This window comes from Nocardioides sp. NPDC127514, assembly GCF_040302125.1.
In the GTDB taxonomy this organism is placed as follows: Bacteria; Actinomycetota; Actinomycetes; order Propionibacteriales; family Nocardioidaceae; genus Nocardioides.
The window spans coordinates 131,336-154,650 of the sequence record NZ_JBEORF010000004.1 but is presented as its reverse complement, the minus strand read 5'-3'; the positions used below and the strand labels follow the sequence as shown (position 1 = coordinate 154,650).

Here is a 23,315-nt window from a genome sequence, read left to right as displayed (position 1 = left end):
GCACCACACAACCATCCCGACTAGACCCACGGTGATGGGCGGGGCTCACTGGGTCTTCGCCCATCACCAAAGGGTCAAGGTCGTTATGAGAAGCAGACGAATGGAGCAGGCGGGGCGTCGGTGGTCGCTGCCGGGAGAGACTCTGCGAGGGCTTCGGCCGGAGCAAGGCCCTTCGCGAGGGCGCCGTGAAGGCGGCTGAACACCTCGTACGCCGCCTCATCGGCCACGACGGCAGGCGAAGCGATCACGGCGCGGGCACCGGCGTGCAACCAGGCTCCGACCAGGCCGATCAGCTCCTCGCCCCAGCGGATGGTCGAGCGTCCGACCTCGCAGGCCGAGAGAAGTACGACGTCGGGGACGGCGGAGAGGCCGTCGATGTCGTAGCCGTACCAGGTGCCGTCGGCGAGCTCGAGGCCGGAGAAGAGCGGGTTGTCGGCGGAGTGGTGGCCGTGTGCGGCCAGGTGGAGTACGTCGACCTCGGCCGCCAGTGCGGAGACGGCGGATGCGGTCGCGTCGGCGCCGGTGAGGATGTGCGAGCCGCGCCAGGCGGTGGCGCTGTGAGCGACCTCGTCGGCGGCGCGCATGACGCGGGGCCCGGCGACGAACCCGGCCACCTGGGTGCGCAGCGGGGTGTCGGCGCGGCTCAGCCAGGCGGTGGCGCTCTGCGCGACCGTCACCGGGCGGCCGGTGAAGCCCGACAGGAGCGTCCATGGCACGGCCGCCAGCACCGCCGAGGGAGTCAGCACGACCGGCCGATCGCCGATCCGGTCCACGATCGGCGCGACGAGCAGGTCGGAGAGCTGCTGGAGCCGGGCAGTCAGGTCGCCGCGTACGGCGGCGCCCAAGGGCCCCGGGAGGTCGGTCGCGGCGACGTCGAGATCCGGCAGCAGGCCGCCCAGGAGCGACCCGAGCGCGGCCTGCTCGCCGAGGTCGATCCGGGTGGCCGCGTCGTCGGTCGCGACGAGCGCGACGATTCGTCCTGCGGCGACGACGTAACCGACGAGCGCATGACCTCCGATGCGTTCACGCAGTTCAGGCAGTGAGATCGGGTCGGAGACCTGCCCCGATCCCTTGACCCGCCAGGCTCGCTGACGGATCTGCTCACGCAGCTCGTGCTCGCGTTCGGGCGACACCTCACCGCGCAGCTCGGCCAGGTCGGCGGCGAGCTGAGGATCAGACGGCGGCCGCACCGGCTGGACCCGCGAAGCCAGCATCCGCGAGCGCTCCGACCACTCGAAGAGCACGTCGGTCTCGCCCGACTCGACGGCCAGCTCAAGGCCGCGCCTGGCCAAGGTCCGGCCGTGTCCAGCGACGTTGGTCTGCAGGTCGAGGCTGCCGAACGAGCTCTGCCACAGGTGGAAGTCATCGAGCCCGGCCCGCAATTCGCGAAGCCCAGCCACCGCACGGCCGGCGGCCACCGCCAGCTCGGCTCGCAGCTCTCGCTCCAGAAGCCGTACGTCGATGGGCGCCTCCGGCGGAACCGGACCGACCACCCTGCCGCTCGCGGGCCTCGTCGGTAGACCAGACGCGTCAGCCGAACGAATGCGTGCCAACCGGGCCTGTAGGCGCGCTCGGAGAGCCGGCCAAGTGAGACCCTCCTCTTCGAGCGATCCCGCCAGCTCTTCGCCATCGCGGGGAGGGTCAAACCCAGCCGTCACGGCCGCCTCGAACGCGACTGCCTGCGCCCGCAAGGCCAAACCCGGCGTCCGGGCTTCTTCGAACAACTCTTGTGCAGATCGTGCGACGCGCTCTGCCTCCTCCGGGTCTGTAGCCACCAGATGGGAGGCCAACTTGAGTTCGACCTCCCCTTGGCGCTGCCGTAGACCTTTCGACTCGTACCCGCGAGCCGCGCGTCGCAACATCTCTCCGCCCTGCCGCGTCAACCCGGCTGCCATCAGCACCTCGGCACGATCTGCGTCACATACGGCCGTCACCAAATGACCAGAATCGGCTAGGAGACCGTATGCGGACTCCATCAACTCCAGCGCACCAACGAGATCCCCAGATAGGAAGAGTGCGTACGCCCGATTGTGTTCGGCCTTCGCAGCTGAGACGTTCTCGCCAACCACTCTGTATCCGGCGGCGGCAGCTTCGAACTCTTCGGCCGCAAGCACCGACTCGTGTTGATCCAAGTAGACGGTACCGCGGTTGAGATGCGCCTTTGCCAGCTTGGCTGGCTGGTCTTGGAGTGCGGCGATTGCGTCACCGAAGACAGCCAACGACTCGCTGGCACGACCAGCGCGCCGAAGGAGAGTCGCCCGCTGCTGGAGCAATACCCCGCGAGTCGCAGGAGACGGCCCCGCGAGCTGCAGCGCGCGATCTAGCAGTTCCAGTGCATGGTCAAGGTCCGACTCGTCAGCAGCGATGTAGGCCAATGACGACTCGATCCGCGCTAGAAGCTCCGGATCATCAGTGAGGTCACGCGCTTTACGGAGCGCTTCGTGTGCTCCAGGGAAATCGCCAGCATTAAGCGCATCCACCCCTAGCCGATGAAGCTCCTCGGCTTCCACGGTCAACGCCTCAGCGTCGTCAGTTCTTCAAGGGCGGCCCATGCACGCTTCACGTCGTCCTCAACCGTCCCCGGAAAGCCGCCTTCGAAGAGATGCTGGGCAATCCGGCCCGCCAACAGCGGTGCCGCGAACGAGGTCCCGCTCCATGTTCCGAAGCCACCGCTGAAGTCGTCGGGATCCAGGCTCGCGCGTCTCCGTCCCAGGTGGTCGATGGCCTTCCTTGGCTGAAGACCTCCGTTGAAGGTGGCAGGGAAAGTGCTCAACACTCCTGCTCCGATCTCGTGGGCGCGTACCCAGGGACCAGCATTGCTGAAGATCGCATCCGTGCCATTTGGGTTGAGTGCGCCGACAGAGACAATCGGCAACAGCCCTGGCTCTTCCTGGATAGGTCCGCGACCATCCGTCCAGGGGGCGAACGCAGCGGGGAAAGACGGTCGAGAGGTGGCGTCGTTCCCGGCGCCGGAGACGACCACCGTGCCATTCGCTGAGAGGTCGGCCAGGATGTCGTACAGCGTCGCATCGAAAAGCTCGTCAGCCGGCGTCTCGTGGTAGTAGCTGATCGAAAGACTCAAGACGTCGATGCGGCGCCCCCTGGGGTCGCCCTCACGATAGAGACGTACTAGCTCTGCAATCTGAGCAAGAGCTGTGATCCAGTCAGTCTCCGCGACGGGACCGTCAGGCGGAACGATGCGCCATGAGTAAATGTCGGCGTCCGGGCATGCCTGGTGGACGAGGCCTGCGATGAAGGTGCCGTGTCCAGCTAGGGGGTCAATCAACCCATCGAGGGCACCGACCTGATCTCCGTCGACCTCCGAGCTCGGCACCGTGGCCGGCCACCCAATGAGGTGTTCTCCCAGGCGTACATCACGTCGTACGAAGTCGAGCCATGGGTGCTCGCCGCAGCCGGTGTCCAAGATCGCGACGACCGGCCGCTGACGTTCGCCGAGTTCATCGGCGGTTCGTCGATGTGGGCGTGCGCCTACGAAAGCCACGGGCTGGCGCCCGCCGGTGCCCAGCGGGTCGTACCCAGAACTACCGTCTCCTTCGTTGAGCGGGTCGCCCTCATTGAGCGGGTCCCCCTCGTTCAGGGGATCGCCCTCATTCAGCGGGTCTCCCTCATTGAGCGGCACCGGCACGAGGACGTGCTCCAAGCTCACGCCGCGTACGTTCTCAGGCCCTTCCGCACGCAGATATTGCAGGACCGTCCACGCGTCCGGCGCTTGTGACGCCTTTCCGGGTCGCACCCCAAGGCGGACTCGGCGTACGCCGAACCTAAGGTCGCGTGCGCACTCCGGCTCGTCCTCAGCGATCGCTCGCCAGCCGAGGCCTTTGGCAGCCTTCTCGATCCGCTTGAAAGTGTCCTCGAAGTCAACCGACTTGGACACAAGCAGAACAGCCGAGGAGTAGATCGTCGAGCGGGCAGAGACGCCGTCGACGGCGACCGCGTTGGTCGGGTCGAGCACACGTGCTTCGGTCGATCCGTATGCCACCGACAGCCGTGGCTCACGCTTGGAATGCACTGTTACTCCTGGTCAGATCTCGAACGTGGGGGTCAGAAAAGCAGCAGAGCCGTCGGCGGGCTCGAAGCGGAGCCGGATGAGGCCCGCGGGCAACGAGGTGAGCTCGAAGCGACCCGAGGCTCCGAGGGTGACGGCGACGATCGGCGTACGGACATCGTCGGCGCGGACGGCGCGGACGGTCATGGGTGAGCCGGGGACGACCCAGCCGTCGAGGCGGGCGGTGGTGTCGGTGTCGGACGCGACACGCACCAGGACATCCACGCCGGACTGGGCGAAGCGCAACGTGTAGGCAGAGCGGGCGGAGGCAGGGGCGGAGGAGCGTACTCCAGCCGCCTCGGCACCCGAAGACTCCACCAGGAGCATCAGCTCCAGGTCGAGCCCGAGACCGGACTCCTCGGCGGCGCCTGCCGCGGCCGCCTGCATCCGGGAGATCAGGCCCCCTGGGACGGGGTCACCAGCAACATAAGCCTGTCGAACCAGGCCCAACAGCTCTTCGCGAGTGGGCTCCTCCGAGCGACCCATCACGACACCTCCCCTTCGTCGAACACAGCGCGCAGTGCGTCCCGCAGCTTCCCGAGACAGCGGCCGCGGGTGGGGCCGATGCTGCCGATGGGCATGTCGAGCTCTTCGGCCAGACCGGCATAGTCCGGCCGGTCGGAGAAGGCGACCACGCGCAGCAGTCGCCGGCACCGCTCGGGCAAGCCCTCGACGGCTGCCCAGATGAGGGAGTTGCGGTCCCCCTCGACGACCAGGGACTCCGCCGAACGCTGCGTCGGGACGCGGGACTCGAGCGCCTCGTCCTCCACAGGTACGTCCCGCCCGGATCGCTTCGCGACCCGCCACGCCTCACGGCGCGTGGTCAGCGTGAGCCAAGCGCCGACGGCCGCGGTGTCGAGGATCGAGGAGTGCTTGCGTACGAAGGTCAGCCAGGTGTTCTGGACGACGTCCTCCGCTTGCTCGGCAGAGAGTCGGTAGGAGCGCGCGACCTGCCACAGGACGGGCGTCATCGTCGCGACCAGCTCGTCGAGGGCGGCGGAGTCGCCGCTGAGCCAACGGTCGAAGTCGGCCGTGGCCCGGGACCACACGGTCACAGGTGCGTCGGCATGACCGATCCCCCGTGGTACCCGTGTCACAGTCTCCTCCTCGACCGGCGGCCTCCGGATCGGCGGCGAGCCGGTGGGGGGCCAGATGGCGCGCGGACGCGTCATCGTGGTGGTCATAGTTGCTGTCACGGCTACAAGGAGGCCCGGGCCCCAAGCCGTGATACATCTGGTCGTTGACAATAGCGTCTCAACGGCCCCGACTCACTAGGGAGCGGCGGGATTGTCCCCACATTGAGGCGGCGAGACGCTCACGGACGGCGGTCCCGACCGGCTCGACCACCGGGATTCGGCCCTACCGCCAGAGCGGGTAGCCTTCTGCGGGTGAGTCTCACCGTGCGCCCCATCACCGCTGCGGAGCATCTCGCCTTCATCGAGAAGCAACCCAGCGTGAGCTTCCTCCAGACCCCGTCGTGGGCCCGGGTCAAGACCGAGTGGCGCTCGGAGTCGATCGGATGGTTCGACAGCCTGCAGGGCGGCGCCCTCGTGGGCGCCGCGCTGGTGCTGCACCGGCCGGTCCCGAAGCTGGAGCGGTTCACCCTCGCCTACCTGCCGGAGGGTCCGAGCATCGACTGGTCGGGCGATCTCGCGCCGTGGCTGGCGCCGCTGGCTGCGTACCTGAAGAAGAACGGCGCCTTCGGCATCCGGATCGGCCCGCCCGTCACCACCGCCACCTGGAACGCGAACCAGGTCAAGGACGGCATCGCCGACGACACCGTCCAGCGGCTCAACCAGCTCACCCCCACCCACCGCGACGCCACCGGCGCCCGCGTCGTCTCGCAGCTGAGGGCGGCGGGCTGGAAGCTCCAGTCCCCCGAGGACGGCTTCGGTGCGGGCCAGCCGCAGTACAACTTCGTCATCCCGCTGGCCCACGAGGACGGCACGCCGAAGACCGAGGACGAGGTCCTCAAGGGGATGAACCAGCTCTGGCGCCGCAACATCAAGAAGTCCGCCAAGATGGGCGTCGAGGTCACCGTCACCTCTCCCACCGCCCCCGCGGACGGCGACTTCGAGGGTGACCTGAGCGCCTTCCACGACCTCTACGTCCACACCGCCGCCCGCGACCACTTCACGCCCCGCCAGCGGAGCTACTTCAGCACCATGTTCTGGGCGATGTCGTCCGAGGATCCGGAGCGCATCAAGCTCTTCCTGGCCCGGCACGAGGGCGATCTGGTCGCCGCCACCATCATGGTCCGCGTCGGGCAGCACGCCTGGTACTCCTACGGCGCCTCCTCGACCGAGAAGCGAGACGTACGTGGCTCGAACGCCCTGCAATGGGCGATGATCCAGGACGCCATGGCCGCCGGTGCGACCACCTACGACCTGCGCGGCATCACTCCGACGCTCTCCACCGACGACTCCCACGTGGGGCTGATCCAGTTCAAGGTCGGCACCGGTGGCCAGGCGGTGGAGTACGCCGGGGAGTGGGACCTGCCGCTGAACAAGCCGATCTACACGGCCTTCGATGTCTACATGAAGAGGCGCTGATCTCCGTATGCCGCTGAAACTGACCGTTGACGCCGATCGCTGGCGCAAGCACGTCCAGACCTTCGCCGAGGCGACCCCCGGCCTGGTCCCGGTGGCGAAGGGCAACGGCTACGGCCTCACCCTGCGCAAGCTCGCCCACCAGACCGAGTGGCTCAACAGCCTCGACACCGGCGTGGACACGCTCGCGGTGGGCACCTACAACGAGGTGTGGGAGGTCGCGACCCGGTTCAGCGGATCGATCTACGTCCTCACCCCGTGGCGGCCCTACTCACCCGAGATCAACCCGGAGATCGCCGACCGGGTGATCCACACGATCAGCCGCCCCGAGGACCTGCCGCTGCTGCTGGAGCGCCAGCCCGGCGCCCGGGTCATCGTCGAGCTGGTCACCTCGATGCGCCGCCACGGGATGACGCCGAGCGACCTGTGGCCGACCGCCGCCGTCGCCCGCGAGCACGCCCGCTTCGAGGGCATCACCATGCACTTCGGCCTCGACGGCGGTTCGCTGGCCGAGGTACGCGCCCAGATGGACGCCGTCGTCGGCGCCGAGGCGAAGACGGTGTGGGTCTCCCACCTGAGCGCCAACGAGCTGGCCCAGCTGCGCGCCGCCTACGGCGACATCACCTTCCGGCCCCGCGTCGGCACCGCGCTCTGGCTCGGTGACCGCGGAGCGCTCACCGTGACCGCGACCGTCGAGGACGTACACCCGCTCGAGCGGGGTTACTCCTACGGCTATCGCGGCCGCACCGCGATGCGCGCCGGCCACCTGGTGGTCGCCTCCGGCGGCACCGCCCACGGGATCGGGCTCGAGGCGCCGCTGGGCGACACCCACCTGCGCTCCCGCGCCCTCGCGGTCGCCCGCGGTGGGCTCGACGCGATGGGACAGTCGCGCTCGCCGTACACGCTCGACGGCAAGGCGCTCTGGTTCGCCGAGCCGCCACACATGCAGGAGTCGATGCTCATGCTTCCCTCGGGCGCGCGTGTGCCCGAGGTCGGCGAGGAGCTCGAGGTCCGGGTGCGTTACACCGCTACCTCGTTCGACGAGATCGTCCTGGATTCCTGACTCTCCGCGCGGGCCTCGGTCCACCGGACCGGATCGCGCCACGGCTCGTAGATCTCTCGGACCACGACCGCGACCAGGTAGATCTCGGCTGCGACCCGGGCGATGATCGCGAACCAGTACACCGGCTGGTTTCCGCCGCTGCTGGCCAGCAGGTCCGCGAGATACCACCAGACCGCCACGAAGTAGAAGAGCTCACCGGCCTGCCAGATGAGCTGGTCACGCCAGCGCGGCACGGCGAGGACGGCCAGCGGCAGCAGCCACAGGACGTACTGGGGTGAATACACCTTGTTGACCAGCAGGAACCCGGCCACGATCAGGAACCCGAGCTGCGCCAGTCGCGGTGTCTCCCGGGCCGTCAGCCCGATGATGAGTACGCCGCTGCACCAGGCGATGAAGAAGGCCCAGGAGACGAGGTTGACCGTGTGTGCGGAGATCGCCGCGTCGCTGGCCTGCTGGACCACGAGCCACAGCGAGCCGAGGTCGGGGCCGCGCTCGGAGTTGAAGCTCCAGAAGACCTTCCACTCCTCCAGGCCGGTGGCCATCGCGGGGAGGTTGGCGAGCACCCAGGCGAGGATCGTCGCCAGGGCGGCAACCGCCAGGTCGTAGTAGCGACGGCGCCGGATGCAGATCACCACGAGCCCGCCGAGCAGGAAGAGCGGGTAGAGCTTCGTCGCGCAGCCGAGGCCGATGAGGATGCCGGTCAGCAGCGGCCGGTCGCGCGACCACGCCCACAGCGCACCGGCCACGAAGACGACCGCCAGCATGTCCCAGTTGATGATCCCGGTCGCCGCCAGCACCGGAGCGAGCGCGAACGCGGCGGCGTCCCAGGGCCGTCGGCGGTGCGTACGTGCCAGGAACCAGGCGGAGAGCAGCGCCGCGACCGCGAAGCCGATCACGTTGACGATGATGAAGACCCGGATCTCGTGGTGCATGCCGGGCAGACCCCAGAAGCTCGAGGTCTCCACGAGATGGCGCTCGTCCTCGTCGGGGGTGTCGGTCAGCCAGTCGGTGACGTGGGACGTCGCCCAGGCGTAGTAGGAGATGCCGACCGGATACTCCATCACCTGCTGGTAGCGCGCCCGGACCTCAGGATCGGCGGAGTAGGGCCACTCGTGCTCGGCCAGGCCGCGGTCGACGTAGAGATAGGGCAGGTCGGAGTAGCAGAAGTGGGTGTATCTGGTGTCGCCGTTGGTCCAGGTGGCGTTGTAGCAGGTCTGCTTCGACACCATCCCGATCGCGAAGGTGAGCGAGGTCAGGAGCAGCAAGAGGCCGACCGCGCTGAACCAGCGCCGTCGGCCGTGTGCGAGTCCCCCGAGAGGACCGCCCACGGCGGTGGAAGCGGTCCTGACGACCGGATCCTCCGCCGTGGGGGCGGTCACTGGACCTTCTGTCACTGCGTAGTGCCCTCTTCGGTGCTGCCGCCATTACCGCCGCCATTATTGCCATCCGCCGGTGGCGAGGACGACTCACAGTCCCCGAACCAGTCACACGCGGTCTCGGTGACCCCGGGCTCGGTCGACTCGGACGGGTCAGGAGTCGTGCCCTCTTCCGGATCACCGTCGGTCGCGCCATCCGTGGGCGACTCACTGGCATCCGGCTCCTCGATCGGGATGCAGAGGCCCTTGCGCTCGTCCTTCTTGGAGCAGTTCTCCGACGGGGTCGGAGTCGGGGTCGGGGTGGCGGTCAGCGACGGCTCATGACCGTCCATCGGCGCCTCGCCGTCCTTCCACGCCGGCTCCGGGAACTCCTCGAGGTCGAGGTCGTCGGTCAGCGTGCCCATGATCTGGGCCCACGTCTCGGCGGGGTAGCCGGCTCCGAAGTAGGAGTCGAGCCAGTTGTCCAGCTTGCCGGAGCCCTTGCCACGGACGTACATGACCGCCGTGGACAGCTGAGGCGTATAGCCGGCGAACCATGCCGAGGAGACGTCATCGTCGGCGTTGGTCGCGGTGCCGGTCTTGCCGGCAGCGGGCTGGTTGATCACTCCGGCCGACTGGCCGGTGCCGTCCTTCACGACCTGCTGCAGGGCGTAGGAGGTGTCGTCGGCGGTGTCCTCGGACATCGCCCGCTCCTCGCCGTCACGCTGGTCCCACTCGTAGACGACCTCGCCCTTCGCGTCGACAACCTTCGAGACGAGGTGCACGGTGTTGCGCACGCCGCCGTTGGCGATGGTCGCGTAGGCGTTGGCCATGTTGATCGGGCTGATCGCCTGACGACCCAGCGTGAGCAGATAGTTCTTGGGGTCGAAGTCGATCGAGTAGGCCGGGATCGAGCGGTAGTCGGCAGGTGCGTTCTCGGCATGCTGCTCGTCGGGCGGCAGTCCGGCCTTGACCGCCATGTCGTAGACGTCCTGGCTGCCGTTGGGCAGCGCCGTCGACATCTCGACGAAGGAGGTGTTGACCGACTCCTCCATCGCCTTGATGCCGGTGATGTGGTCGCCGTAGCCGTGACCGGTGGGGTCCGCTGCGGTCTGGCCCGAGTTGCGGACCACCCGGTCGGTGCCGGGGATCTCCCAACCACCCTCACCGGTCCAGGTGTCCTTGAGCGAGTAGCCCGCCTCGAGGGCCGCGGCGAGGGTGAACGGCTTCATTGTCGAGCCGGCCATGCCGCCCGAGGCCGCCCAGTTGATCTGGGAGTCGAGGTAGTCCTGGCCGCCGTAGAAGCCCTTGAGCGCACCGGTCTTCACATCGACAGTGGCGGCGCCCACGTGCAGCTCGTTCTCCGGGTGCTTCGCGTTGACCGCCTTCTTGTCCTCGGGACGTACGTCCTTGACAGCCTGCTCCGCGGCCTTCATCGCCTTCGCGCTGAGGGTGGTCGTGACCTTCAGGCCCTTGCTGTCGATGTCCTCCTCGGTGAAGAGAGGCTCGCCGTTCTCGTTCTTCAGGGACTTCAGCTCGTTCTTCACCAGGGTGAGCGCGTGACCCTTCTGGCCACCGAGGCGGCTGTCGGCCAGCGGCTTGGGGAACTTGGGCAGCGCCGCCTTCGCCTTCTCGAGGGTCGCCTCGTCGTAGTCGCTGAGCGCCTTGCCCTGGCTCTTGAGGTCGGCCATGCCATTGAGGACGTACTGGTAACGGCCGAGCAGCTCGGTGCCGCCGGAGTCCTTGCCTTCCTTCTCCGGGTCGAAGCCGTTGGGGTTGTTGAGGATCGCGGTCAGCGCCGCGGCCTCCTTGATGTTGAGGTCCTGGGCCGACTTGCGGAAGTAGGTCTTCGCCGCGGCCTGGACGCCGTAGGCGCCGCGGCCGAAGTAGACGGTGTTGAGGTAGCCGGTGAGGATCTCATCCTTCGACTTCTGCCGGCTGATCTTCAGCGAGATGACCGCTTCCTTGACCTTGCGGGAGTAGGTGCGCTCCTGGGTCAGGTAGAGGTTCTTGACGTACTGCTGCGTGATCGTCGACGCACCACCCGCGCTGCCGGTGGTGGCGTTGGTGAAGAGCGTGCGGGCGATGCCCTTGAGGTCGATGCCGTTGTTCTCGTAGAAGCTGCGGTCCTCGGCGGCCACCGCCGCGTCCTTGATGAGCGCGGGCATCTCGTCCTCGCTCAGCGCGTCACGGTTCTGGTCGCCCGCCTGGAAGCGGCCGACCTCCTTCTTGCCGCCGGCGTAGTAGACGAAGCTCGACTCGGCCTCGAACGCCGCGTTGGCGCTGGGGATCGAGATCATGTTGTAGGAGATGATCACCGCGCCGCTGCCGATCAGCGCCATGACCAGCGCGCAGATCGCCGCGATCTTGCCGATCCGGGCCGCCAGGGCCTTCTTGTCGAGCCCTTCGTCATCGAAGCGGCCGTTCGGCGCGCCGGCTACGGAGTTGGGGTCACGCGGCCCACGACCGCCGCCGCCACGCTCGGGACGCGCAGGCCGCTGACCGAGACGGTCGACCGGCGGCTCGCCGGGACGACGCGGTCCCGGCGGGTAGGGCTGCCGCTGACCGGGGCGGGGACCGCCGGGAGGCATCGGCCGCTGGCCGCGGGGCTGGGGGCGACCGCCTGAGGACGGCCCCTGCGGAGAACCCTGCGGACCGCCCTGGGGACGGCGCGGTGCCGGCGGACGACCGCCCGGACCACCCTGCGGTGGGCGCGGTCCGCCCTGGGGTCGTCCTTGCTGCCCACCGAGATTGGATCTACGGGGACTGGCACTGCGGGGGCTGGGCCTTTGAGAAAAGCCGCCGGATGGGTCGCTCACGGGTGTTGCACTGCTCCTGTGACTGCCCGGCACGTGACCGGACGGGCTGACACTGACAATCCCCCGACGTCGCTGAATCCCCCCGAGGGAATCCCATCAACCTGACGCGCGACGCTTGCCTGACCTTCCCCGGGTGGTTCCTCGGGTAGGTGAACGGCAGCCATCAGCGTACGCAATCGACGCTAGCGCTCCCGCATCCACGCCCAGCGCGCCTCAAGTCACCCGACGTCAACAGTTCGGTGACGGTTGCATCGAAGCGGGCTCTTCAGGCGTAGACAGACAAGACTTAGGTCTCTATTTGCCATCACGGATATATCGGTACGATAGGTCGCATGGCACGTCGCGCAGAGACGATCGAGTTGGCAGTCCTTGGGCTGCTGCACGAGTCGCCTATGCATGGCTACGAGCTGCGCAAGCGGCTCAACCTGATGCTGGGCTGGGGGCGAGTGCTGTCGTACGGCTCGCTCTACCCGGCTCTGAAGAAGATGCTGCGCAAGCACCTCATCGAAGAGGAGGCGCAGTCCGTCACGCCGGTGACCCGGCGGCCGCGGATCGTCTACCAGCTGACGCCTGCCGGAGAGCGTGAGTTCACCCAGCTCATGTCCGAGGTCGGTCCGATGGCTTGGGAGGACGACAACTTCGACATCAGGTTCGCGTTCTTCGGTCGCACCGACATGGAGATCAGGCTTCGCGTCCTCGAAGGACGTCGCAGCCGGCTCCAGGAGCGGCTCGATCGGGTGCAACGCGAGCTTGCCATGACCCAGAAAGAGGTCGACTCCTACGCCCGCGAGCTTCAGCGTCACGGCGTCGAGTCGGTCGAGCGGGAGGTCCGATGGCTCTCCTCTCTGATCGACGCCGAACGCAACCCCAGGCCTGTGAACGACGAGCAGGCGGCGGGTCAGGGGGATCTGGGGGATGACGATGGCGTACGCGACGAAGCGGACGTCTCGCGCACAGCGCAGAGCAGCCAAGAGAACGAGTGATGACCTCCGGGCCGGTGTCGGCCCGGAGTATTGGAAGGAGCCCCGATGGGTTCGGTTCGTGTAGCAATCGCGGGAGTCGGCAACTGCGCCAGCTCCCTGGTCCAGGGTGTGGAGTACTACAGGGACGCCGACCCGGCGGGCAGCGTCCCGGGCCTGATGCACGTCACGTTCGGCGACTACCACGTCTCTGACGTCGAGTTCGTCGCTGCCTTCGACGTCGACGACAAGAAGGTCGGCAAGGACCTCTCCGAGGCGATCAACGCCTCCGAGAACAACACCATCAAGATCGCCGACGTCCCGTTCAAGGGCGTCGAGGTCCAGCGTGGTCCCACGCTCGACGGTCTGGGCAAGTACTACCGCCAGACCATCTCCGAGTCGGGCCTCGACCCCGTGGACGTGGTCTCGGTCCTTCGCGAGAAGGAGGTGGACGTTCTCGTCTCCTACCTTCCGGTCGGCTCCGAGGAGGCGGACAAGTTCTACGCGCAGTGCGCGATCGACGCGGGCGTCGCCTTCGTCAACGCGCTGCCGGTCTTCATCGCCTCCGACCCCGAGTGGGCCGCGAAATTCGAGGCCGCCGGCGTCCCGATCGTCGGTGACGACATCAAGTCGCAGGTCGGTGCCACCATCACCCACCGCGTCATGGCCAAGCTGTTCGAGGACCGCGGCGTCGCGCTGGACCGTACGTACCAGCTCAACGTCGGCGGCAACATGGACTTCAAGAACATGCTCGAGCGCGAGCGCCTGGAGTCCAAGAAGGTCTCCAAGACCCAGGCCGTCACCTCGAACCTCAAGGGCGAACTGGCCGACAAGATCGACGACCGCAACGTGCACATCGGCCCGTCCGACTACGTGCAGTGGCTCGACGATCGCAAGTGGGCGTACGTCCGGCTCGAGGGTCGCGCGTTCGGTGATGTCCCGCTGAACCTGGAGTACAAGCTCGAGGTCTGGGACTCCCCCAACTCGGCGGGAATCATCATCGACGCCGTCCGTGCGGCCAAGATCGCCAAGGACCGCGGCATCGGCGGTCCGATCATCCCGGCCTCGGCCTACCTCATGAAGAGCCCGCCGGTTCAGATCGAGGACACCGAGGGTCGCGTTCAGCTGGAGGCGTTCATCCGCGGGGAGTGACCCTCTGCTGTTGAGCTGCCCCGGGTGCCTGGCACCCGGGGCAGTCGCATTTCGTACGCGGCGTCAGAAGCGGATCGCGTCGATGATCTTCACCCGTGCGGCGATCATCGCCGGCAGGATGCCCGCGATCGCGCCGACCGCGAGGGCGACGGCGAGGCCGAGGAACGCCGCCGAGAGCGGGAAGGGCGGGACGTCGTCGATGCCCTGGAGGACGAGTTTCTTCACCAGCGGGTTCTTGATGGCGGCCACGGCCAAGAGCACGCCGACCACGCCCGCGACGACGGTGGCCACGACACTCTCCATCAGCACCGAGAAGAACACCCGCCCTGTGGTCGCCCCGAAGCTGCGCCGGATCCCGATCTCCCGGATCCGCTGCTGGATGGTGACCAGGGCGATGTTGAGCAGACTCAGGGCGCCGAGCAGCAGGATGATCCCGGCGATCCCGATGATCACCCACTTGATCGGGCCGATCGGGTCCTCACCGCCCCACGCCAGGTAGTCGTCGCGCTGGGCGTCGACCTGGAGTCCCGGGAGCTCGGCGCGCATCGCCATGCCGATCTCGCCGGCGAGCTCGTTGGCGCCGTCGATCGGCACCCACATCTCGTAGCTGGCGTCCGTGGGGGCGCCGGCCTGCCAGTGCTCCAGCGAGTCGGCCAGCATGAACGCGCGTGGCGTGCCGTAGCCCCGCAGGCTGGTGACACCGATGATCGTCGCGGTCACCGACATCCCCTGGCCCTTCAGGTCCACCGACGTCGGCAGCTGTGTGCCCCGCAGGCCGAGCTTCTTCAGGAACGTCTCGTCGACCACGAGCGCCGGGGAGAGGCGCTCCTCGTCCGAGGCCTGCAGCCAGCGACCCTGCGGCACCACGACCCGGTGGATGGCGGCGTACGCAGGGTCGACCCCCATCAACTCGACCCGCTTGCTGCTGCTCGCGGTGGTCGCCTTGATGTCGTAGGCGGAGATCCTCGCCGACGCGTACTTCACGTCGAACCGCTCCGCGACCGTCTGGAAGGCGGGCCGGACCCGCTCGACGGAGAGCGGCATGCCGCTGTGGGGGTCGTAGGCCATGACCGAGATGTGCGCCGGCCGCCCGTCGACCTCGTAGGACTCGGTGAACATCTGCTTGGCGATCTGGCCGGCCGCGACGGTCGCGGTGATCGAGGCGACCGCCACCGCCACCCCGACCAGCGACAACAGCACCCGGAGCCGGTGGATGCGCAGCTCCTGCCACGCCTCGACGGTCGAGGCGGCCAGACCCGTGACGAGGCGCGCCAGGTTGCTCCTCACGCCGCTGCCTCCTCGGTCAGCGGGTGCAGCCGTCCCTCGGCGAGCCGGAACCGCCGCCGGGCCAGGGCGGCGACGTTCTGGTCGTGGGTGATCGTGATCAGCGCGGCGCCGGAGTCGTACGTCGCCTGGTCGAGCAGCTTCATCACCATCGCGCCCGTCTCGACGTCGAGCGCCCCGGTCGGCTCGTCGGCCAGCACGACCGAAGGCGTCCGGACGAGGGCGCGGGCGATGGCGATGCGCTGCTGCTCACCGCCGGAGAGGAACTGGGGCATCGCGTCGAGCCGGTCGCCGAGCCCGACCTTGTCGAGCATCGTGGCCGCAATCCGGCGTCGCTGCCAGAACTCCCTGCCGGACGCGTAGAGCAGCGGAGCCATCACGTTCTCCAGAGCAGTACGCCCCGGCAGCAGGTTGAACTGCTGGAAGACGAACCCGACATCACGACCGCGGATCCGGGCAGCCTGCCGGTTGCTGATGTCGGTGACGTTGCGACCTGCCCACTCCAGGGTGCCGCCGGTGGGCCGGTCCAGCAGGCCGAGCAGGTTCAGCAGGGTCGACTTGCCGGTGCCCGAGCGGCCCACGATGCCGACATGGTCGCCGCGGCTCACGTCGAGGTCGACGCTGGTCAGGATGTGCAGGTCCTCGCCGTCGGGGAGCTCGACCGTGCGGGCCACGCCGGTGAGCCTCAGCAGCTCCTCCGCGCTCACATCTCCCCCATCGGCATTTCCTCGATCATCCCGTCGTCAGTCCCGCCGCCCGTCTCCTTCGAGCCCGGGACGTACCGCAGGACCGAGTCGCCGGCCTTCAGCCCGCTGGTCACTTCGACGAGCTTGCCGTCGGTGACGCCGAGCTTGACCGGCTGCTCGGTCGGGGTTCCGTCTTCGCCGACGACCCAGACGGTGCCGTCGCCGACCAGACCGGTGACCGCGGTGACGGGGATGGTGACGACGTCGCCGTCGCTCTTGCCCGCGTCGATGGCCATGGTCATGGTCAGACCGTCGAAGACGGTGACCTTCTCCGGGACCAGGCAGCTGATCCGGGCGCCTGCCCCCGAGTCGCCCTCGGCCCCCGGCTCCCCCTCCATCATCTCGCCCTCGGGCTCGTTGCTGGTGATCGTCTCGGTCGCCGCGTCGCCGATGCGCAGATCGGTGCAGGTGAACGGCTTGGGGCCGCTCTCGATGGTCACCGTGGCCTCATCCGGGTTGCTGGCCAGCCGGTAGCGGTCCAGCGGCGAGATCGCGCCGACCGCATGGAACGTCGTGGGACGGATCGAGACGACCACCCCGTCCTCGGTCACCTCGCCCATCAGCTCGGCGGCGTAGTTGCCGACGATGCCGGTGGCGGGCGCGACGACCGTGTACCAGTGATAGACCGGCTTGGGAGGCGACGGCTCGACCGGGGGATCGTCACGATCGCCGTCGCCGGCGGCGTCATCGACGTTCCCGGGCTCCTCGGCAGGCTCCTCGACGGGCTCGGCCTCGGCGGGCTCCCCCTCCGTGCGCACCTGGAAGAGCTTGTCGCCCTTCTTCACCCTGGCGCCGGTCTCGGCGAACCGGTGCGCCAGCACCCCGGTGACCGAGCTGGTGGCGGAGACCGGCTTGTCGATCACGATCGTCCCCTCGACCGTGAGCGCGTTGGAGATGGTGCCCTTCTCGGCGATCACCTCCTCCGGCGGGATCTTCCCGGTCGGCGTCAGTGGCGCCCCATCGGCGTCCTGCGTCGAGCCGGTGAAGGCCAGCTTGAAGAGGCTCACCGCGATGACCAGGCCGATCACGGCCCAGAACGACTTGAAAAGTACGCGGCGCACCGCCGTCTTCGACATGAGCGGACTGTAGCCCTGCCCGATGGATCACTGCGGCCGAATTTCCACCGGGTTTGTCAACACTCCATCCACGTACACCTCGAACACCTGTTTGATCCCCTAGACTCCGGGACCCGAACGATCGACCGCCTCAGGCACGGGAGACCCCCACGATGCGTCCCGACAACGACACGACCCCGACAGGCAAGGGCTCGACCGGAAGTGGTCGCGGCCTCATCCTCTTCGGCGCCGTCTCGGTCGCGCTGATCTCGACGGCCGCCGCGTACGTCGCCATGGTCGGCTTCGGGCGGGACGTACTCGCCATGGGCGCGATCAACGCCTACGCCTTCGCCGGCGTCTTCGAGCTCTCGCTGGTCACCGTCGCTCTGATGGCCCGCGAGGCGGCCCAGCAGGACCGGCCGGCGCAGACGCTGCTGACCCTGACCTGGCTGCTGTCCGCCGCGTCCGGGTTCTTCGCCGGCTGGCACGAGATCCATCTCGGCCACGCCGTCACCGCCGCCGCGTTCCGGTTCATCGTGCCGCTCCTGGCGGCTCTGATGTGGCACCTCGCGCTCGTCGGCGACCGACACCTCGCCATGGAACGCTCCTGGTCCGACCTGCGGATGGGCGCCCGGATGCACGCCCTCCTGGCCACCCGCGTCGAATGGCGCCGGGCTCGTGACACGGCGGTGCGGAAGCGTACGGCCTCGTCCCGCCGGAAGCTGGAGCGCGCGCAGAAGCGCTACTGGCGCGCCGAGGCGGTCGCCCTGCGGTCGGTCGCGCCGGGCGCGATGCGCGACCAGATCACCCAGTGGGTCGACGCCTTCGCCGCGGTCGCCGAGGGCACCCGCCAGGCCGACCGGCTGCCGATCACCCTGCCCGATGTGCACGAGGCGCTCAGCGTGCCGGTGGTGGAGCAGGTTCCGCACGTAGCACCCGCTCCTGACGCCGACCGTGCCATCGAGGCGCCTACCGGCATCCACTTCGACAGGACCACCGACGCCGTCTCCGACTCGGTCACCGACGTACCCCGCGAGGTGACCCCGTCGCGCGAGACCCGAACCCGCGAGATGGCATCAGCCCTCGCCACCCCGGACACCCGCCGCCGCGTCTCGAGCCGGGTGAGCGACGCCGCGCGCACGGCCGCCGACGCTGCCCCGGGCGCCGGGATGGCGCCACAGTTCAGCAACGTCCGCACGGCCACCAAGCCGTCCGACGCCGACGGCACGCTCCTCGACCGGATCCCGTTCCCGGAGAACATCCCCGACCCCGAGCCGGCCATGGACTACCCCGACATCCTTCCCGACGAGATCGCTGAGCTGATGGCGAATCTCCCCGACGACAAGTCCGAGGCCGCCCGGCTCCTCGTCGACGCCGGGGCCCGCATCCCCGACGTGGCCGCGCAGCTCGGCGTCTCCACCAGCAGCGTCTACCGCTGGACCAGGGCAGGGGCCTGACGCCGCGGCCTCGGCGCGGGAGGGTCAGCCCTCGAGGTCGGCCTTGAGCTTGGCGAGCGTCGTGGCCATGCCCGTACGCAGCTCCTCGGTGAACTTCTCCTGACCGCCGAGCACCGCATTCGTCAGCGAGCGGGAGAGCGCGGAGATGCCGTCCGGGGTCTCGCGACGGTGGGTGACCAGCGACCCCTCAGGGGTCTCGTCGATCTGGAAGGACCAGACCGTCGTGTTCTCCGCGACCCGGAACGCGAAGTCGGAGTGGGGCGTGAAGCGTACGACCTTGGCGTTGGTCGGCCAGTGCTTCCAGCCCTGGCGGTTGATGTTGAAGAAGCGGGTGCCCTCCTTGACCTGGCCGAACACCACGGTCTTCACCACCTGCGGGCTCCACGAAGCCATCCGCGGAAGGTCCGTGATCGCGGCCCACACCTGAGCGGGTGTCGCGTTGATGGCGGTCGTTGCCTCGAGATCTGTGATCGTCGTCATACGCGGAACCGTACCGTCAGTATGGCTCGATGGACAGTAGGCGCCCAGATGTCAACAAGTGTGCTGTGTGATCAGGGGATGTTTCGTCGGCGCTCGATCGAGTACGCCATGTCGCGTCCAGTCCCGCCGTCGCCGTAGTCGCTACCGGTGCCGCCGTACAAGCGGTCACCGCTGCTGTTGCCGTAGAGCCTGTCGGCGCCACCGACCCCATACAGGTAGTCGGCGCCCCCACCACCCTGAATGACGTTCGCGATGCCGTTTCCGGTCAGCCGGTCGGCGTACGCACCTCCGGTGAGGTTTTCGATCCCGAACATCCTGTCCGAGCCAGCCCCGCCTGAGGCCGACGTCATGGTCGACGTGACACGTTCTGTTGCGGTCGTGAAGCTCGCCCTGTCCGTCCCGGACCCGCCATCGACCGTGTCGTTGCCTGAGTCGCCGCGCAGGACATCGGCACCGCTGCCGCCGAGCAGCCTGTCGCTCCCGCCGGCCCCGACGAGGGTGTCGTTGCCACCGCCACCGGCGATCACATTGGCAACACCGTTGCCGGTGAGCGCGTCCGCGTACCCGCTGCCGGTGATGTTCTCGACGCCCGCCAGCGTGTCAGTGCCGACACCGGCTCCCGTGGATCGGGTCATCGAAGCAGTGACACGGCCGGTCGCATAGTCGTACGAGACGGTGTCGGTGCCGCTGCCTCCGTCGACCGTGTCGTTGTCAGCATTGCCACGGAGGCTGTCGTTGCCCGTGCCGCCGAGCACCCGGTCGTTTCCGGTGCTGCCGTAGAGCGTGTCGTTTCCGTCTCCGCCGGACACGGTGTCACTGCCCGCGCCGCCGTTGATGGTGTCACTTCCGCCACCCCCGTAGAGGACGTTGGCACCACTCGTGCCGGTGATGATGTCTCCGTAGCCCGAGCCGGTCAGATTCTCACAGCTGAAAGCTCGGTCATTTCCGCCGCCACCAGTGACGTTGTACGCCGTGTGCGGACTAGCAGTCGTGAACCTGATCGCCGATCCGGCAGTGGCGTACGAGACAGTGTCCGTTCCGGTGGCACAGTTCAGGTTCTCGTCACCGGACCCGCTGATGACCGTGTCGTTCCCAGCGCCGCTGTCGATCAGGTTGGCGCCAGCGCCGCCAGACACCAGGTCGTCGCCGTCCCCGCCGCGCAACACGTTCGACGAGGCGTCACCCGTGAGGGTGTCGCGGTAGCGGCTCCCGGTCAGGTTCTCGATGTCGGCCAGCGTGTCGCTGCCACCGCCCCCGGAGACCCTCGTCGTCGAAGCAGTGACGCCCGCTCCGGCCGCCTCGTACGTCACAGTGTCCTGGCCAGCTCCGCCACGGATGACATCGTTGCCACGGCCACCATCGATGGTGTTGTCGCCGGCGTCGCCACCGAGCACGTCGTCGAAACGTGTGCCGATCAGCTTCATCCCGGTGACCGCCGGCAACGGGATGCTCTGGGACGCCGTCGTGACGACCGGGTCCCCAAGGGCGTACGTCGCGGGCTCGTTCAAGGCCTCGAGTGTCAGGATGCCGCCCTGGTAGCTTCCCCGCTCGCCCGGCGCACAGTCCGGGGCGACGGCGGGATCGATCACGAAGGTGTCGTCCCCACCATTTCCGTGAACGCTGCACAGCCGCCCCGGATGGATGACGTCGTTCCCAGCCGAGCCCCAAACCGTCACGTCAGGGGCAACCATGAACGTGTCCCCACTACTGAAGGTTCCGGCGGCTCCGTCGATGGTGACCGCGGCCACCGCTCCGGAGACAACCTGAGCATCAGCATCTGCGAAGGTGTCGGCAGCTGGACCACCCCACAACCAGTCCTTTCCGGGGCCACCGTCGAGGACCGATGGCTCCGAATCGGCGTACAACCGGTCGACATACGACGACCCGACGAGATTCTCGACGCCGGCGACGTTGATCCTGCCGACGCCTGTCTCGTAGTAGGCCGTCTCCGACGAGGACTCGGCTTCAAGGTGGAGCGCATGGTCGACCCGACTGAAGTCGAGGGTGTCGTTTCCCTCGCCGCCGAAGTAACTGCCGTTGTCGGCGCTCTCGGCCTCTGGCCGCTCGGCACCGTAGAGGGTGTCATCTCCCGGCCCGCCGGAGAGATGCCCGAAGCGGTCGTCGCGACGAGACAGTTTGTCGGCCTCGGGGCCTCCGCGGACCAACCAGACGGAGCACGGCAGGCTGTCCATCCCGGCACCGGTGTCCTGAGGTGTGGCCGGGATTCCGCTCTGAGCGCCGCACAGGCGCATGTCGACGCTGACTCCGACAGGGACATCCGAGTAGAAGATCTCGTCCGGCCCGATTTCCTCAACGGTGATACGGTCATCGCCCATACCGGGGTAGAAGAAATCGCGTCCCGCACCTGCTTCGATGGCGTCGCTTCCATCGCCGCCCAAGAAGATCTCGCTCCCCGCAGAGCCGACAAGACGGTCGTTGCCGGCATCTCCAAAGATCCGGTCCTGATCCGTGCCGGACGGTCTGCCGGTTCCACCGCCGAGCCCGCAGATGACGTCGTCACCACCGAGGCCATGGATGGTATCGACGTTCGGGGTGCCGAGAATGACGTCATCACCCTCGGTCGGAGCGGCACCCGCCTGGCTCAGGTCGACGGTCACAACGAGACCCCCGCAGGTGTCCTGCGCCGGGACCTCTACGCCGTCCGCAGACACTGGGACAAGGCAGAGCGCGACAGCGACGAGCGGGATCAGTGCGACGTACGTCGACGTTCGCGAACGAGACAAGAGCAAGCCTCCGAGCTGGACAGGACGCGCACACTCAATGGTCCACGCCCGCGGAACAACTCAAGGTAAAGCCGAAGTGCCCCGCGGGACATAGCCCGAACAGGTCATTCGGAACGCGCGGACCACCAGTCCAGGAGCCGCTTGGCGGCTTCGTCCTCGGAGAGGATTCCCTCGTCGAGGCGCAGGTCCATCAGGAACTTGTACGCAGCCCCGACCTCGCGCCCGGGCGGGATGTCGAGGAGCGACATGATCTGGTTGCCGTCGAGGGCCGGGCGGAGGGCGGCGAGCTCCTCCTCCTCGGAGATCCGCTCGATGCGAGCCTCGAGGGCGTCGTAGGTGCGGGCGAGGCGGTCGGCCTTGCGGCGGTTGCGGGTGGTGCAGTCGGCGCGGGTGAGCACGTGGAGGCGCTGGAGCTGGTCGCCGGCATCCCTCACATAGCGACGGACCGCGGAGTCGGTCCACTCACCGTCGCCGTAGCCGTGGAAGCGCAGGTGCAGCTCGACGAGCGAGGAGACCGCCTCGATCTCGTCGTTGGAGAAGCGCAGCGCCTTCATCCGCTTGCGGGTCATCTTGGCGCCGACGACGTCGTGGTGGTGGAACGAGACGGTGCCGTCGTCGTGGAACTTCCGGGTGCGCGGCTTGCCGACATCGTGCATCAGCGCCGCGAACCGGGACACGAAGTCGGGGCCGCCACCCAGACGCTCCTCCTGGTCGATGGACTGCTCGAGCACCGTCAGAGTGTGCTCGTAGACGTCCTTGTGCCGGTTGTGCTCGTCCCGCTCCATCCGCAGCGCGGTCAGCTCGGGCAGCACCAGGTCGGCCAGCCCGGTCTCGACCAGCAGCGAGAGGCCGCGGCGCGGGTAGGGCGCGCAGATCAGCTTCACCAGCTCGTCGCGGACCCGCTCGGCGGAGATGATCGAGATCCGCGAGGCCATGTCCTTCATCGCGGCGACGACCTCGGGGGCCACCGTGAAGCCGAGCTGGGCGGCGAACCGTGCCGCCCGCATCATCCGCAGCGGGTCGTCGGAGAACGACGCCTCCGGCGTCCCCGGCGTACGCAGCACCCGGGTCGCCAGGTCGACGACGCCGCCGTACAGGTCGACGACCTCGCGGCCGGGAAGCTGCACCGCCATCGCGTTGACGGTGAAGTCGCGGCGTACGAGATCGTCGGCCAGCGACGTGCCGTAGGCCACCTCGGGCTTGCGGGAGTCGGCGGCGTAGGCCTCGGAGCGGTAGGTGGTGACCTCGATCTGCCACGGCCCCTTGCGGGTGCCGATGGTGCCGAAGTCGCGGCCCATGTCCCACAGCGCCTCGCCCCACGTACGCAGGATCTTCTCGGTCTCCTCGGGGCGGGCCGAGGTGGCGAAGTCGAGGTCGTTGTGCGGCCGGCCGAGCATCGCGTCGCGGACCGGGCCACCGACGAGCGCCAGCTCGAAGCCCGAGCGAGCGAAGACCTCACCTAGGGAGTCGATGACAGGTGCGATACGGTCCAGTTCAGCAGTCACCGATCGCTGAACATCGGCGACGCTGATCGGGGGAAGCTGGCTGTCGGACACAACGCCGCAGTCTACGAGGACCGCACCCCC

17 protein-coding genes are annotated in these 23,315 nt (G+C 68.2%); 5 read left to right on the top strand and 12 right to left on the bottom strand.

The genetic code is table 11. From position 1 onward, the window contains the following. Positions 1-83 precede the first annotated feature (83 nt). The 4 genes from ABTX24_RS04645 to ABTX24_RS04630 form a co-directional block, all read right to left on the bottom strand. Complete coding sequence (locus ABTX24_RS04645; RefSeq protein WP_350837744.1) at positions 84-1,493, bottom strand: CHAT domain-containing protein; 1,410 nt, start codon at positions 1,491-1,493, stop codon at positions 84-86. A gap of 1,019 nt (positions 1,494-2,512) precedes the next feature. Beyond that, on the bottom strand, positions 2,513-3,973 hold the full coding sequence (locus ABTX24_RS04640; protein ID WP_350837742.1) for a S8 family peptidase: 1,461 nt from the start codon (positions 3,971-3,973) through the stop codon (positions 2,513-2,515). Positions 3,974-4,042: 69 nt separating this feature from the next. Then, the gene (locus ABTX24_RS04635) at positions 4,043-4,552 is read right to left on the bottom strand and encodes a hypothetical protein (protein WP_160026133.1); all 510 of its coding nucleotides are present in this window, start codon (positions 4,550-4,552) and stop codon (positions 4,043-4,045) included. Continuing rightward, positions 4,552-5,163 (bottom strand): RNA polymerase sigma factor, encoded by a 612-nt coding sequence (locus ABTX24_RS04630; protein WP_160026132.1) that lies wholly within the window; start codon positions 5,161-5,163, stop codon positions 4,552-4,554. The genes ABTX24_RS04635 and ABTX24_RS04630 overlap by 1 nt, the downstream gene beginning before the upstream one ends. A gap of 291 nt (positions 5,164-5,454) precedes the next feature. On the opposite strand from ABTX24_RS04630, the gene ABTX24_RS04625 reads away from it, so the two are divergent. Next, positions 5,455-6,618: a lipid II:glycine glycyltransferase FemX gene (locus ABTX24_RS04625; protein ID WP_160026131.1), complete on the top strand. Its 1,164-nt coding sequence runs from the start codon at positions 5,455-5,457 to the stop codon at positions 6,616-6,618. A gap of 7 nt (positions 6,619-6,625) precedes the next feature. After that, positions 6,626-7,678: an alanine racemase gene (locus tag ABTX24_RS04620; protein ID WP_350837740.1), complete on the top strand. Its 1,053-nt coding sequence runs from the start codon at positions 6,626-6,628 to the stop codon at positions 7,676-7,678. Here the strand turns inward: ABTX24_RS04620 and ABTX24_RS04615 are convergent. Together ABTX24_RS04615 and ABTX24_RS04610 are read right to left on the bottom strand one after the other, a co-directional pair. Continuing rightward, positions 7,636-9,057, bottom strand: coding sequence for a glycosyltransferase family 87 protein (locus ABTX24_RS04615; protein WP_350837738.1), 1,422 nt, complete (start codon positions 9,055-9,057; stop codon positions 7,636-7,638). The genes ABTX24_RS04620 and ABTX24_RS04615 overlap by 43 nt on opposite strands. 11 nt (positions 9,058-9,068) lie before the next feature. Continuing rightward, the gene (locus ABTX24_RS04610; protein ID WP_350837737.1) at positions 9,069-11,624 is read right to left on the bottom strand and encodes a transglycosylase domain-containing protein; all 2,556 of its coding nucleotides are present in this window, start codon (positions 11,622-11,624) and stop codon (positions 9,069-9,071) included. Between the two features lie 560 nt (positions 11,625-12,184). Here ABTX24_RS04610 and ABTX24_RS04605 point away from each other — a divergent pair. Further along, complete coding sequence (locus ABTX24_RS04605; protein ID WP_160026127.1) at positions 12,185-12,835, top strand: PadR family transcriptional regulator; 651 nt, start codon at positions 12,185-12,187, stop codon at positions 12,833-12,835. A gap of 45 nt (positions 12,836-12,880) precedes the next feature. Next, positions 12,881-13,963 (top strand): inositol-3-phosphate synthase, encoded by a 1,083-nt coding sequence (locus ABTX24_RS04600; RefSeq protein WP_160026126.1) that lies wholly within the window; start codon positions 12,881-12,883, stop codon positions 13,961-13,963. 63 nt (positions 13,964-14,026) lie between these two features. Here ABTX24_RS04600 and ABTX24_RS04595 read toward each other — a convergent pair whose 3' ends face one another. From ABTX24_RS04595 to ABTX24_RS04585, 3 genes are read right to left on the bottom strand one after another with little or no spacing between them, the layout of a single operon-like run. Beyond that, the gene (locus ABTX24_RS04595; RefSeq protein ID WP_350837736.1) at positions 14,027-15,250 is read right to left on the bottom strand and encodes an ABC transporter permease; all 1,224 of its coding nucleotides are present in this window, start codon (positions 15,248-15,250) and stop codon (positions 14,027-14,029) included. Next, positions 15,247-15,954, bottom strand: coding sequence for an ABC transporter ATP-binding protein (locus tag ABTX24_RS04590; protein WP_350717582.1), 708 nt, complete (start codon positions 15,952-15,954; stop codon positions 15,247-15,249). The genes ABTX24_RS04595 and ABTX24_RS04590 overlap by 4 nt, the downstream gene beginning before the upstream one ends. After that, on the bottom strand, positions 15,951-17,069 hold the full coding sequence (locus tag ABTX24_RS04585; protein WP_350837734.1) for an efflux RND transporter periplasmic adaptor subunit: 1,119 nt from the start codon (positions 17,067-17,069) through the stop codon (positions 15,951-15,953). The genes ABTX24_RS04590 and ABTX24_RS04585 overlap by 4 nt, the downstream gene beginning before the upstream one ends. A gap of 152 nt (positions 17,070-17,221) precedes the next feature. On the opposite strand from ABTX24_RS04585, the gene ABTX24_RS04580 reads away from it, so the two are divergent. Further along, a complete protein-coding gene (locus tag ABTX24_RS04580) occupies positions 17,222-18,505 on the top strand; it encodes a helix-turn-helix domain-containing protein (RefSeq protein WP_350717579.1) in 1,284 nt (427 codons plus the stop codon). A gap of 24 nt (positions 18,506-18,529) precedes the next feature. Here ABTX24_RS04580 and ABTX24_RS04575 read toward each other — a convergent pair whose 3' ends face one another. From ABTX24_RS04575 to ABTX24_RS04565, 3 genes are all read right to left on the bottom strand, one after another. Beyond that, a complete protein-coding gene (locus tag ABTX24_RS04575; protein WP_160026122.1) occupies positions 18,530-18,985 on the bottom strand; it encodes an SRPBCC family protein in 456 nt (151 codons plus the stop codon). Positions 18,986-19,056: 71 nt separating this feature from the next. Next, positions 19,057-21,729, bottom strand: a complete 2,673-nt coding sequence (locus tag ABTX24_RS04570; RefSeq protein WP_350837732.1) for a calcium-binding protein — start codon at positions 21,727-21,729, stop codon at positions 19,057-19,059. A gap of 104 nt (positions 21,730-21,833) precedes the next feature. Continuing rightward, positions 21,834-23,285 (bottom strand): CCA tRNA nucleotidyltransferase, encoded by a 1,452-nt coding sequence (locus tag ABTX24_RS04565; protein WP_502891066.1) that lies wholly within the window; start codon positions 23,283-23,285, stop codon positions 21,834-21,836. Between the last annotated feature and the right edge of the window lie 30 nt (positions 23,286-23,315).

Bases quoted from the DNA above. Each gene is read 5' to 3' on its own strand.
- ABTX24_RS04635 (WP_160026133.1), bottom strand. From the start codon at position 4,552: ATGGGTCGCTCGGAGGAGCCCACTCGCGAAGAGCTGTTGGGCCTGGTT.
- ABTX24_RS04620 (WP_350837740.1), top strand. From the start codon at position 6,626: ATGCCGCTGAAACTGACCGTTGACGCCGATCGCTGGCGCAAGCACGTC.
- ABTX24_RS04610 (WP_350837737.1), bottom strand. From the start codon at position 11,624: ATGCCTCCCGGCGGTCCCCGCCCCGGTCAGCGGCAGCCCTACCCGCCG.
- ABTX24_RS04605 (WP_160026127.1), top strand. From the start codon at position 12,185: ATGGCACGTCGCGCAGAGACGATCGAGTTGGCAGTCCTTGGGCTGCTG.
- ABTX24_RS04600 (WP_160026126.1), top strand. From the start codon at position 12,881: ATGGGTTCGGTTCGTGTAGCAATCGCGGGAGTCGGCAACTGCGCCAGC.
- ABTX24_RS04585 (WP_350837734.1), bottom strand. From the start codon at position 17,069: ATGTCGAAGACGGCGGTGCGCCGCGTACTTTTCAAGTCGTTCTGGGCC.
- ABTX24_RS04580 (WP_350717579.1), top strand. From the start codon at position 17,222: ATGCGTCCCGACAACGACACGACCCCGACAGGCAAGGGCTCGACCGGA.
- ABTX24_RS04575 (WP_160026122.1), bottom strand. From the start codon at position 18,985: ATGACGACGATCACAGATCTCGAGGCAACGACCGCCATCAACGCGACA.